Source organism: Kitasatospora sp. NPDC057512 (assembly GCF_042802135.1).
GTDB lineage: Bacteria > Actinomycetota > Actinomycetes > Streptomycetales > Streptomycetaceae > Kitasatospora.
Genome location: NZ_JBHVET010000226.1, coordinates 1 through 11,201, shown reverse-complemented (window position 1 = coordinate 11,201; position 11,201 = coordinate 1). Strand labels below are relative to the sequence as shown.

Below are 11,201 nucleotides of genomic sequence, written 5' to 3'. Positions count from 1 at the left end.
GCCCAGCGCCGCGAACAGCACTCCGGCCAGACCGGTCAGCAGCACGTTGCCCAGCGCGTCGCTCATCTGCAGGGCCGCCGAGTTGGCCCCGGCGTCCTCCGGCGTGGAGAGCTTCATCATCAGCACGCTGACGCTGGCGATCGCCATCCCCATCCCGATGCCGCCGACGCCCCAGGCCACCGACGCGACCCAGGCCGGCACCGCCGGGAACAGCACCAGCGCGGCGCCCCCGATCGCCACCGCGGTCAGCACCAGGCCGCCCCGGATCATCGCCTCGCGGTAGCGCTCCGCCCCGGGCCGCCCCTGGAGCCAGGAGCCGACCGCCCAGGTGAGGCCGCCGCTGGTCAGGGTCAGGCCGGCCAGCGTCGGCGAGAGGTCCCGCTGGGTGGTCATCATCAGCGGGACGAAGGCCTCGGCGCCGAGGAACGCCCCGGCCGCCATCCCGCGCAGCAGGATCACCGCCGGCAGCCCCCGCCCGGCCCGCAGGGTCCCGGTCGGCAGCAGCCCCAGGACGGCCGGCACCAGCAGCGCCGCCCCGGCGATCCCCGGGAGCAGCCCGATCAGGTCGCGCCGCTGCCCCGCGTACTGCAGCAGGCCGGCGCCGACCGCCGCCATCGCGGCCAGCAGGGTGCGGCGGCGGTCGAAGGCCGCGCCCCGGACCACCGGGCGCTCCCGCTCCGAGCGGGCCAGCGCCGGGCCCATCACGGCCAGCGGGAGCAGGATCAGCACCGGCACGGCCAGGAACACCCAGCGCCAGCCCAGGTGCTGGGTGACGGCCCCGGAGACCAGCGGGCCGATGATCGAGGGCAGCACCCAGGCGGAGGAGAAGGCCGCGAACACCGCGGGCCGCAGCCGCTCCGGGTAGGCCCGGCCGACCACCACGTACAGCGCGACGATCACCAGCCCGCCGCCCAGGCCCTGGATCGCCCGGCCGGCCACGAACACCCACATCCCGGGCGCCGTCCCGGCCACCACCAGCCCCACGCCGAACACCGCGATGCCGCTGAACAGCGGCTTCAGCGGGCCGCTCCGGTCGCACCACTGGCCGGAGACGACCAGGGCGAACAGGGTGGTGGTGAAGTAGCCGGAGAAGGCGAAGGCGTACAGCCCGAGCCCGTTCAGCTGGCGGGCCGCGGTCGGCATCGCGGTGTTGACGGCCGTCGCCTCGAAGGCGATCACCAGGACCACCGAGACGATCCCCAGGGTCAGCGCGCGGTAGCGGCCGCCGAGCACCCCGCCGCCGGGGTCGTCGTCGAGGGGTATCGGAACAGGGTCGACCGAGGTGGGGGAGGCAGTGGTCATACGTGACATCGTAAGAGCCGTCCGCCCCGATGACCCCTGACCCCGGTCGGTGATCGGCTCCGCCCCGGGACCTACGCCGCGGGGCCGTCGGGGCTCAGTGCAGCACCTTGAGGCCCACCACGCCGGAGACGATCAGCAGCAGGCAGCCGATCCGGGCCATGGTCACCGCGTCCCCCAGGACGGCCATGCCGTAGACCGCGGTGCCGACCGCGCCGATGCCGACCCAGACCGCGTAGCCGGTGCCGATCGGAATGGTGCGCATCGCGTACGCCAGCCCGCCCATGCTGAACAGCAGGGCGACGCCGAAGACGAGGCTGGGAACGAGGCGGGTGAAGCCCTTGGACGATTCCAGGGCGACCGCCCAGACGGTTTCGAGGAAACCCGAGAGGATCAGAACGAGCCAGGCCATGACGGTGGTGCCTCCGCAGTCCACAGCGGCCGGATTGCCGCTGAACTGCGCCGTCTTGTCGTCACCGGGTACGACGCGCTCGTCCGGGGTGGCGGAAATGCCGCCACCGGTCTCCGACGGTAGCACACACTGCCATACAGAATTTACAAAGGAGCGTTGACCGCTCTCCCCGGATCGGCCACTATGAATTCACTGGCCGTGTGCCCGAGTGGCTTAGGGAACCGTCTGCAAAGCGGTGCACGCGGGTTCGATCCCCGCCATGGCCTCGTGGGAAAAGGAATTGCCGGTCGACTCGGAAAAGTCGGCCGGCAATTCCTTTCCGCTGTTCACGGCAATTTCCGTCGCTTTTCCGGGCCGTCCGGTCAGGCCGTGACGGCGTCCTCCGCCCGGATCGGCAGCCGGCCGACCGGCAGGCCGGTGGCGGCGCGCACCGCCGCGGCGACGGCCGCCGGGGCGACCACCGCGGGGACGGCGCCGACCGCCTTGGCGCCGAACGGGGCCACCACGTCGCGCTCCTCCAGCAGCGCGGCGATCCGCACCTCCGGGGTGTCCAGCGCGGTGGGCAGCCGGTAGCCGGTGAGCGAGGGGTTCTGCAGCACCCCGCCCTCCGTCCGCAGGTCCTCCAGCAGCGCCAGGCCCACGCCCTGGGCCACCCCCGCCTCGATCCGGTCCTCGATCTGGCGCGGGTTCAGCGCCCGGCCGACGTCCTGGGCGACGGTCATCTCGACCACCCGGACGGCGCCCAGCTCGATGTCCACGTCCACCACCGCGCGCATCGCGCAGAACGAGATGGAGACGAAGGCGTCGCCCTGCCCGGACTCGTCCAGCGGCTCGGTGGGGTGCGGGCGGCACTGCGCGGTCGCCCACAGCTCCTTGCCCTCCAGCGCCTCGGCGACCGGCATGCCCAGCACCCCGTCGTACGAGGTGATCTTGCCGTCGGCGATCTGGAGCAGCTCCGCCGACATCCCGAAGTTCGCCGCGATCGGCTGCAGCAGCTGGTGGCGGACCATCAGCGCGGCCCGCTCGACGGCGCCGCCGGAGACCCAGGTGTGCCGGCCGCGGGCGGATGGCCCGGCGATCGACTGGTCGCTGTCGGCCGGCGCGATGTACACCTCGCTGACGCCCAGCACGGTCTGCACGATCTGCCGGGCCAGCGTGGCGAAGCCCTGCCCGGCGTCGACCGCCGCGCAGATCACCGTGGCGTGGTCGCCGCTGACCCGCACCGTCGCGGTGGAGACCTCGTCCTCGCCCTCGGCGCCCAGCATGTGCACCATGCCGACGGCGTAGCCGATGCCGCGCCGCACCGCCGCCGGGTCGCCCGCGCCGCCGGGCCCGCCGGGCAGCAGCCACTCGGCGTCCGGGTCGTCCACCGGCAGGGCCGGCAGCGGCTCGGCCGCGACCGCGTCCAGCAGGGCGCGCACCGGCGCCGGGCAGGTGACGGCCTGTCCGGTGGGCAGCGGGTCGCCGGTGGACATCGCGTTGCGGCGACGGATCTCCACCGGGTCCACGCCGATCCGGGCGGCGAGCTGGTCCAGCTGGGACTCGTACGCGAAGCAGGCCTGCAGGGCGCCCTCGCCGCGCATCCGGCCGGCCGGCGGGTTGTTGGTGCGCACCGCCCAGGCGTCCACGAAGACGTTCGGGCAGACGTACGGACCGGCCGAGAAGGCCGTCGCGGCGGCCAGCGCCTCGGCGGAGACGTCCGCGTAGGCGCCGCCGTCCAGCAGGATCTGCGCCTCGACCTTCACCAGCGTGCCCTCGGCGTCCGCGTGGTGGCGGTAGCGCAGCAGCGCGGGGTGGCGCGAGGTGTGGGTGTGGAAGGACTCCTCGCGGGTGAGCGTCATCTTCACCGGGCGGCCGGTGCGCAGCGCCAGCAGGGCCAGGGTGACCTGGAACGAGAGGTCCTCGCGGTCGGTGGTGGCGCCGGGCACGCCGGTGGCCACCAGCCGGACCCGGTCCGGCTCCAGGCCGAGGCAGGCGGCGGTGCGGTCGCGGTCGCCGTGCGGGTCGGTGGAGGACAGGTGCAGCTCGACGCCGCCGTCCGGGCGCGGCACGGCCAGTCCGGCCTCGGCGCCGAGCGGGGCCGGGTCCTGCCGGCCGACCTGGTAGAGGCCCTCGACGACGATCTCGCCGACCGCGTCCGGGTCCCCGGTGCGCAGCGGCAGGTGGCGGAACAGGTTGCCGTCCGGGTGCAGCGGCGGCGCGGTGAAGGCCTGCTCCGGGTCGGTGACGGCCTCCAGCGGCTCGTAGTCGACCGCGATCAGGCCGACCGCCAGCCGGGCGGTGTCTGGGTGGTCGGCGGCCACCGCGGCGATCGGCTCGCCGTGGTGGCGCACCACGCCGGCGGCCAGCACCGGCCGGTCGGAGACGATCGGCCCGGCCGGGGCTCCGTCGGGGGTGCCGTCCGGGCCGGGCGGCAGGTCGGCGGCGGTGACCACGGCGTGCACCCCGGGCAGCGCCAGCGCGGCCGAGGTGTCGATGCCGCGGATCCGGGCGTGCGGGTGCGGCGAACGCAGCACCGCGCCCCACAGCAGGCCCTCGGCCCACAGGTCGGCCGCGTACGGGTAGATGCCGAGCGCCTTGGGCAGCGCGTCGCCGCGCAGCGGGGAGCTGCCCAGGCCGATCGGCTCCGGTGCGCCGCCCTCGCCGCCGTCCTGCTGGAGTGCTGCGCCGATGTCGGTAGGCGACGTCATGATGCGTGGTCGTCCTCGGGGAGCCGGATGCCGTGGGCGGGGGTGGCCCCGTACGGGACGCCGTCCGGGGCGCCGCCCTCGGCCGGGGCACCGTGCGGGTGCGGAGCGGGGTACGGGGTGCCGTGCGGCGGCGTGCCGTCGTAGGCGGTGCCGGGCAGCGGGGTGCCGTGCGCGGGGGTGGGCTCGTAGACCGGGGCGTCGTACCCGGTGTCGTAGCCGGACTGCTGCTGGTGGCCGTCCGGGTAGGGCAGGTAGGTGCCGTGCGCGGGGGTGGCCTGGTAGGGCTGCTCGGGGTAGCCCTGCGGCGGGTAGTACACCTGCTCGTCGGCGGCCTGGGCGGGGATGGCGTCCCGGATCGGGGCCAGCACGGTGGTGTCGTACACACCGGTGTCGTAGCCGCCCTGGGGGTCGCCGTACGGCGCTCCGACCGGGGCCGGCCCGACGCCCGGCTGCCCGACGGCGGGCTGCGGGACGGCGTGCTGCTGCTCGACGGCGTGCTGCGGGACGGACTGCTGCTCGACGGCCTGCTGCGGGACGTGCTCGATCCAGTCCCCGGCGTCGGCGTAGACCGGCGGCTCGACGGCCTGTCCGGGCTCGACGGGCGGCTCGGCGACAGGCTCCGCGACCGGCTCGGCCGGCGCCGCGGCAGCGGGCTCGGCGGCGGCCTGCGCGGCGGCGGCCTCGGCGGCCTCCTCCGCCTGCTCGGCCTCCAGCGCGCGGGCGTCCGCGACGGTCTGGACGGCGGCCAGCACGCCCCGGTAGCCGGTGCAGCGGCAGAGGTTGCCGCACAGGGCCTGACGGGCCTCCACCTCGGTGGGCCGGTGGTTGCGTTGGAGCAGGTCGTGCACCGCCATCGCCATGCCGGGGGTGCAGTAGCCGCACTGGACGGCGCCGGAGGCGGCCAGCGCCTGCTGGACGGCGCTCGCGCCGCCGGCGGCCGACAGCCCCTCGACGGTGTTGATCTCGCTGTCGGCGGCCAGCGCGGCGGGCACCAGGCAGCCGGCCACCAGCTGGCCGTCCACCTGCACCGAGCAGGCCCCGCACTCGCCCTGCTCGCAGCCGTCCTTGGCACCGGCCAGGCCGAGCCGCTCGCGCAGCACGTAGAGCAGGCTCTCGCCGATCCAGGCGTCGGTGACGGGCCGTTCGAAACCGTTGACCCGCAGCGTGTACGAGGCGCACGGGCGCAGCTCGCGGCTGACCTGCGGGGAGAGGCCGAGCGGGTCGGCGTCGAGGGTCTCGATGGGGTCTGTGGTCACTTCAGCACCCTTCCCAGCGCCCGTCGGGCCAGCACCGATACGGTACGCCGCAGCCGAACGGCGGCCGCTGTCGGCCCCTCGGTCACGGCCTCCCAGGCGCCCTCGGCGCCGTAGTCGTCGGGGACGCAGGCGGCGGCCACGTACTCGCCGAAGGCGGCGGCCGCAGCCGGGTCGATCTCCCGGCTGCCGTCCCAGTCGATGCAGCCGGCCACCCAGGCCTCGGCCTCCAGCGGGCGCAGCGGCACCGGCGCGACGGCCCCGACGGCGCAGCGCACCGAGCGCCTGGCCGGGTCGAGGACGAGGGCGACGGAGGCGGTGGCGCGGGCCGGGCCGCTGCGGCCGGTGGCCTTGAGGAAGACCTGCGGGGCGTGCAGCAGCGGGACGCGCACCCAGGTGAGCAGCTCGCCGGGGCGCACCGGGTCGAGTCCGGTGAGCAGGTGACTGACCGGCACCTCGCGGGTGCCCCCGGCCCGGGTCAGGGTGACGCCGGCCTCCAGCGCGGTGAGCACCGGGAGGGTGTCGCCGGCCGGGGCGGCGGTGACGATGTTCCCGCCGAGGGTGCCGACGTTGCGGACCTGCGGCGGGCCGGCGGTGCGGGCGGCGTCGGCGAGCGCGGGGATGAGCGCGGCGAAGTCGGGGCGGTCCATCCGGGCGTGGGTGAGTCCGGCGCCGAGGACGGCGGTGCCGCCGTCCTCGTAGCGCCAGCCCCGCAGTTCGGTGATCCGGCCGAGGCCGACCAGGGCGGCGGGGCGCAACCGGCCGGCGTTGACGGCCTCCATCAGGTCGGTGGCTCCGGCCACCGGTACCGCGGCCGGAGCGGCGGCCAGCGCGTCGACGGCCTCGTCGAGGGAGGCCGGCAGCATGATCGTCCGGTTCACCTGGGTCCCACCGTGCTCCACTTGCTCATCGATCGCCTGCCGCCCGCCGGCCTGCGGCCGTGCCGTCCTGCGTCAGCAGCCCGGCCTGGCCCGTAGGGTACGGGCGATCGGGCCGGGTTGGGCAACTCTGGCACACAATGCTCGATGATCATTTCGGGGCCGGTGAACGGGGCTGCCCGATTGGGACCGATACCGGGCGGTATCTGCCCCGACCCGCTCCGGGCCAGGGCAGATGTTCATCAGTTCTTGACGTCCGATGACCGCTCAGAAGTTCCCGGCGAGGACGACCGGGGCGTGTCACGGGGGTCCCGGCGGCCCCGGAAGGGGCCCCCGTGACACGGTCTAACGGACCGGCGGCGGGCCCTCGATCGGCCGGCCGGCCACCCCGGGCCAGCGCTGCCACGGGTGCGGCCCGTCGGCCGGGCGGTACTCGACGCCGAGCGCGTCCAGCGCCTTCAGGTGGGTCGTCAGCCGCTGCTCGAAGCCGGCGAAGTCCCGCTCGGCCGGCTCGGCGGGCAGCTCGGACCAGGCGACCTCGGCGAAGGCGACCAGCCGGGGGAAGGCCCGGTAGTCGATGTCCCGGGCGCTGTCCATGAACTCGCTCCACAGGTTGGCCTGGGTGCCGATCACGTGCCGGGCGGCGGCCTCGTCCAGCTGCTTCGGGACCGGCTCGAACCGGTAGACGTCCTCCAGCGTGCGCACGAAGCCGACCGGGATCGGCTCGTCCGGCCCGTCCGCCTGCCGGTGGTCGAAGTAGACGTGCTGCTCGGGGCACATCACCACGTCGTGCCCGGCCTTCGCGGCGGCGACCCCGCCGCCGAAGCCTCGCCAGGAGGAGACCGCGGCGCCCGGCGCGAGCCCGCCCTCCAGGATCTCGTCCCAGCCGATCAGCCGGCGGCCGCGCTCGGCCAGCCAGCGGTCGAAGTGCCGGATGAGGTGGCTCTGCAGTTCGTCCTCGTTGGCCAGGCCCAGCTCGCGGATCCGCGCCTGCGCGGCGGCGCTGTCCTTCCACTGCTCCTTGGGGCACTCGTCGCCGCCGAGGTGGACGAACTCGGACGGGAAGAGCTCCAGGACCTCCTCCAGCACGCCCTCGAAGAAGCGCAGGGTCTCCTCGGAGGCGTTGAGCACGTTGTGGCTCACCCCCCAGTCGGTCCACACCCCGAGCGCGGCGGTGTCCACCACGTCGGTGTTGCCCAGTTCGGGGTAGGCGGCGACGGCGGCCTGGGTGTGCCCGGGCAGGTCGATCTCCGGGACGACGGTGACCCCGCGGGCGGCCGCGTAGGCGACGATCTCGCGCAGGTCGTCCTGGGTGTAGTAGCCGCCGTGCGGGCGGTCGTCGCGGCGCTGGCCGGCCCGGTACCCGACCATCGAGCGGTCCCGCCAGGAACCGTGCGCGGTCAGCCTCGGGTAGCGCTTGATCTCGACCCGCCAGCCCTGGTCGTCGGTCAGGTGCAGGTGCAGCACGTTGAGCTTGTGCGCGGCCAGCAGGTCGACGAAGCGCAGCACGTCCGCCTTGGGCAGGAAGTGCCGGGCCACGTCGAGCAGCGCGCCGCGCCAGCCGAACCTGGGGGCGTCCTCGATGTCGGCGCCGGGCAGCACCCAGCCCTCGCGGCGCAGCGGCGAGCGGCGGTAGGCGTCCGGCCCGAGCAGCTGCCGCAGGGTCTGCGCGCCCCACAGCGCGCCGGCCGGGCCGCCCGCGGCGAGCAGGGCGTGGCCGGGGCGCACCGTGATCCGGTACGCCTCGGCGGCGAGCGTCCCGTCCTGGACCAGCTCGATGCCCGCGCCCGGCCGGCCCGGGCCGAGCGGCAGCCCGGTGGCGGCGGACAGCGTGGCCCGCAGCCAGCGCTCGGCGTCGGCCAGCGCGGGGGGTGCGGTCAGCGTGGTGGCGGCGTCGAGCGGATAGTCCTCGTCCGGGCGGCGGGCGGCACTCGAAGGTGCGGGAATGAGGTCCATTCCGACATCCTGCCCACGCCCCGACGATTGGCATAGACCACCGGGGAAACCCTGGTGCTATGCAAAACGGCGTTGTGCGGGGCGCCGCGGACTACTTCTTGTCGCCGTCGCCGTCCTGCGGCTTGCCGATGCCGTCGTAGATCTCCTTGCACATCGGGCAGACCGGGTACTTCTTCGGGTCGCGGCCGGGCACCCACACCTTGCCGCAGAGCGCCACCACGGGGGACCCCGAGAGCGCGCTCTCCATGATCTTGTCCTTCTGGACGTAGTGCGCGAAGCGCTCGTGGTCGCCGTCGCCGTGGGACACCTGCGGGACGGGCTCGACCAGGGTGCCGGTGCCGAGGCCGCGCTCGGGCTCAAGAGTGCTCATGGGTGCCAAGTCTATGGGCGCCTCCGGAAACCCGGCCAGTGTCGCGCCCCCGGGCCGGTCGGCTCAGTTCATCGTCGGGTCGTCCGGGTAGGTCGCCAGCAGGGCGAGCGGGCCGCGCTGGCGGCGCAGCACCGAGCGCCACAGCCGCTCCGGCTCGGGGCTGGAGACGTCCCCCGGCTCGCAGTCCACCAGGTACCAGGCGCCGCTCTCCAGCTCCGCCTCCAGCTGCCCCGGCGACCAGCCGGCGTACCCGGCGAAGATCCGCAGGCTGCCCAGTTCGCCGGCCAGCACCTCGGGCGGCGCCTCCAGGTCCACCAGGCCGATCGCGCCGTGCACCCGGCGCCAGCCGAGCGGCTCGCCGGCACCCGGCTCCCCCGGCGCCACCGCGAGGCCGAGCGCCGAGTCCAGCGCCACCGGGCCGCCCTGGAACACCACGGCCGGCTGGCCGACGAGTCTGTTCCAGCCGTCCAGCACACTGCCCACCTCGACCGGTGTCGGCCGGTTGAGGACCACGCCGAGCGCCCCCTCGACGTCGTGGTCGAGGAGCAGCACCACCGCCCGCGCGAAGTTCGGGTCGGTGAGCAGGGGCGTCGCGACGAGCAGACGGCCGGTGTGGCACCGGCCTCCGTGCGAATGGGCCGCCGTCATGCCCACATGATCCCGCAGAACCGCACCGCTCGGACACCGCAACGCCCGGAAACCGCCACGCCCACGAACACCCGTACGGCCGTACCGGGGGGCGGGCCCGGGCGCGGAGAGAGCACCATCACGGGAGAGGCTCACGGGAACCAACGGCACGCCTACTACCATCTACGTCTGGTGGACGCCTTTATACGGTGCCGACTCGGTTTCGCCGGGGGCCCGAACGCGCCCGTACGACCGGTCCACCACCGGCTCTCTCCCGGAGCCCCTCCCCCCGACTCCTCTGGCACCCCGGATTGCGAGAACGATGACCGACGACGTCCTGCTGGTCCACGGCGGAAACCCGCTCGAAGGCGAGATCCGCGTCCGCGGAGCGAAGAACCTGGTGCCCAAGGCCATGGTCGCCGCCCTCCTCGGGCAGGGCCCCAGCAGACTGCGCAACGTCCCGGACATCCGCGACGTCAAGGTGGTCCGCGGCCTGCTGCAGCTGCACGGCGTGACCGTGCGCACCGGTGACGAGGACGGCGAGCTGATCCTCGACCCCTCGCACGTCGAGAGCGCCAACGTCGCCGACATCGACGCGCACGCCGGCTCCTCGCGGATCCCGATCCTGTTCTGCGGCCCGCTGCTGCACCGCCTCGGCCACGCCTTCATCCCCGGCCTGGGCGGCTGCGACATCGGCGGCCGCCCGGTCGACTTCCACTTCGAGGTGCTGCGCCAGTTCGGCGCCAGCATCGAGAAGCACCCGCAGGGCACCTACCTGGTCGCCCCGCAGCGGCTGCGCGGCACCAAGATCGAGCTGCCCTACCCCTCGGTCGGCGCGACCGAGCAGGTGCTGCTCACCGCGGTGCTCGCCGAGGGCGTCACCGAGCTGCGCAACGCGGCCATCGAGCCGGAGATCGTCGACCTGATCTGCGTGCTGCAGAAGATGGGCGCGATCATCACCCTCGGCACCGACCGGACGATCCTGATCACCGGCGTGGACGAGCTGAACGGCTACAACCACCGCGCGCTGCCGGACCGGCTGGAGGCCGCCTCCTGGGCCTGCGCGGCGCTGGCGACCAAGGGCGACATCTACGTCCGCGGCGCCCGCCAGCTGGAGATGATGACCTTCCTGAACACCTTCCGGAAGGTCGGCGGCGCCTTCGAGGTGGACGACGAGGGCATCCGCTTCTGGCACCCCGGCGGCGAGCTCAAGGCGATCGCCCTGGAGACCGACGTGCACCCGGGCTTCCAGACCGACTGGCAGCAGCCGCTGGTGGTCGCGCTGACCCAGGCCACCGGCCTGTCCATCGTCCACGAGACGGTGTACGAGTCGCGGCTCGGCTTCACCGGCGCGCTGAACCAGATGGGCGCGCACATCCAGCTCTACCGCGAGTGCCTGGGCGGCACCCCGTGCCGCTTCGGGGCCCGCAACTTCCTGCACTCCGCGGTCGTCTCCGGCCCGTCCAAGCTGATCGGCTCCGAGCTGGTCATCCCGGACCTGCGCGGCGGCTTCTCGTACCTGATCGCGGCGCTGGCGGCCGAGGGCACCTCGACCGTCCACGGCATCGACCTGATCAACCGCGGCTACGAGAACTTCATGGACAAGCTGCGCGACCTGGGCGCCCACGTCGAGCTGCCCAGCGAGCAGCTGGTCGACGCCTGACGGGTCCGCCGCGACGGCAACGGCGAGAGGCCGGGCTCCCCAGTGGGGAGCCC

Annotated in this window: 9 protein-coding genes, 1 tRNA gene and 1 riboswitch; of the genes, 2 read left to right on the top strand and 8 right to left on the bottom strand. The window is 74.4% G+C overall.

What is annotated here, in order from left to right; translation table 11 throughout:
- Together ACFU6K_RS17040 and ACFU6K_RS17035 are read right to left on the bottom strand one after the other, a co-directional pair.
- On the bottom strand, positions 1 to 1,302 hold a 1,302-nt coding region (locus tag ACFU6K_RS17040), incomplete at its 3' end, for an MFS transporter (RefSeq protein ID WP_380663790.1).
- 94 nt (positions 1,303 to 1,396) lie between these two features.
- Positions 1,397 to 1,711 carry a multidrug efflux SMR transporter gene (locus ACFU6K_RS17035; RefSeq protein WP_049656934.1) on the bottom strand — a complete coding sequence of 105 codons (315 nt, stop codon included), beginning with the start codon at positions 1,709 to 1,711 and terminating at the stop codon, positions 1,397 to 1,399.
- Positions 1,712 to 1,755: 44 nt separating this feature from the next.
- A riboswitch (guanidine-III (ykkC-III) riboswitch) is annotated at positions 1,756 to 1,821 on the bottom strand.
- 84 nt (positions 1,822 to 1,905) lie between these two features.
- On the opposite strand from ACFU6K_RS17035, the gene ACFU6K_RS17030 reads away from it, so the two are divergent.
- Positions 1,906 to 1,977 (top strand) — tRNA-Cys (locus ACFU6K_RS17030).
- 96 nt (positions 1,978 to 2,073) lie between these two features.
- On the opposite strand, the gene ACFU6K_RS17025 is transcribed toward ACFU6K_RS17030, so the two are convergent.
- The 6 genes from ACFU6K_RS17025 to ACFU6K_RS17000 form a co-directional block, all read right to left on the bottom strand.
- On the bottom strand, positions 2,074 to 4,401 hold the full coding sequence (locus ACFU6K_RS17025; protein WP_380663788.1) for a xanthine dehydrogenase family protein molybdopterin-binding subunit: 2,328 nt from the start codon (positions 4,399 to 4,401) through the stop codon (positions 2,074 to 2,076).
- Positions 4,398 to 5,657 (bottom strand): 2Fe-2S iron-sulfur cluster-binding protein, encoded by a 1,260-nt coding sequence (locus ACFU6K_RS17020; protein WP_380663787.1) that lies wholly within the window; start codon positions 5,655 to 5,657, stop codon positions 4,398 to 4,400. The genes ACFU6K_RS17025 and ACFU6K_RS17020 overlap by 4 nt, the downstream gene beginning before the upstream one ends.
- The gene (locus ACFU6K_RS17015; protein ID WP_380663792.1) at positions 5,654 to 6,520 is read right to left on the bottom strand and encodes an FAD binding domain-containing protein; all 867 of its coding nucleotides are present in this window, start codon (positions 6,518 to 6,520) and stop codon (positions 5,654 to 5,656) included. The genes ACFU6K_RS17020 and ACFU6K_RS17015 overlap by 4 nt, the downstream gene beginning before the upstream one ends.
- Positions 6,521 to 6,877: 357 nt before the next feature.
- Entirely contained in the window at positions 6,878 to 8,488 is a 1,611-nt protein-coding gene (locus ACFU6K_RS17010; RefSeq protein ID WP_380663785.1) for a beta-N-acetylhexosaminidase, read from the bottom strand.
- A 91-nt stretch (positions 8,489 to 8,579) separates the two neighbouring features.
- Complete coding sequence (locus ACFU6K_RS17005) at positions 8,580 to 8,858, bottom strand: DUF3039 domain-containing protein (RefSeq protein ID WP_360253463.1); 279 nt, start codon at positions 8,856 to 8,858, stop codon at positions 8,580 to 8,582.
- A 63-nt stretch (positions 8,859 to 8,921) separates the two neighbouring features.
- Positions 8,922 to 9,506, bottom strand: coding sequence for a YqgE/AlgH family protein (locus ACFU6K_RS17000; protein WP_380663784.1), 585 nt, complete (start codon positions 9,504 to 9,506; stop codon positions 8,922 to 8,924).
- Positions 9,507 to 9,807: 301 nt separating this feature from the next.
- On the opposite strand from ACFU6K_RS17000, the gene murA reads away from it, so the two are divergent.
- Complete coding sequence (gene murA / locus ACFU6K_RS16995) at positions 9,808 to 11,148, top strand: UDP-N-acetylglucosamine 1-carboxyvinyltransferase (RefSeq protein ID WP_049653446.1); 1,341 nt, start codon at positions 9,808 to 9,810, stop codon at positions 11,146 to 11,148.
- Positions 11,149 to 11,201 lie beyond the last annotated feature (53 nt).

Excerpts from the sequence above, each read along its gene's own strand:
- ACFU6K_RS17035 (WP_049656934.1), bottom strand. The coding sequence starts at position 1,711 with ATGGCCTGGCTCGTTCTGATCCTCTCGGGTTTCCTCGAAACCGTCTGG.
- ACFU6K_RS17025 (WP_380663788.1), bottom strand. The coding sequence starts at position 4,401 with ATGACGTCGCCTACCGACATCGGCGCAGCACTCCAGCAGGACGGCGGC.
- ACFU6K_RS17015 (WP_380663792.1), bottom strand. The coding sequence starts at position 6,520 with ATGCTGCCGGCCTCCCTCGACGAGGCCGTCGACGCGCTGGCCGCCGCT.
- ACFU6K_RS17010 (WP_380663785.1), bottom strand. The coding sequence starts at position 8,488 with ATGGACCTCATTCCCGCACCTTCGAGTGCCGCCCGCCGCCCGGACGAG.
- ACFU6K_RS17005 (WP_360253463.1), bottom strand. The coding sequence starts at position 8,858 with ATGAGCACTCTTGAGCCCGAGCGCGGCCTCGGCACCGGCACCCTGGTC.
- ACFU6K_RS17000 (WP_380663784.1), bottom strand. The coding sequence starts at position 9,506 with ATGACGGCGGCCCATTCGCACGGAGGCCGGTGCCACACCGGCCGTCTG.
- murA (WP_049653446.1), top strand. The coding sequence starts at position 9,808 with ATGACCGACGACGTCCTGCTGGTCCACGGCGGAAACCCGCTCGAAGGC.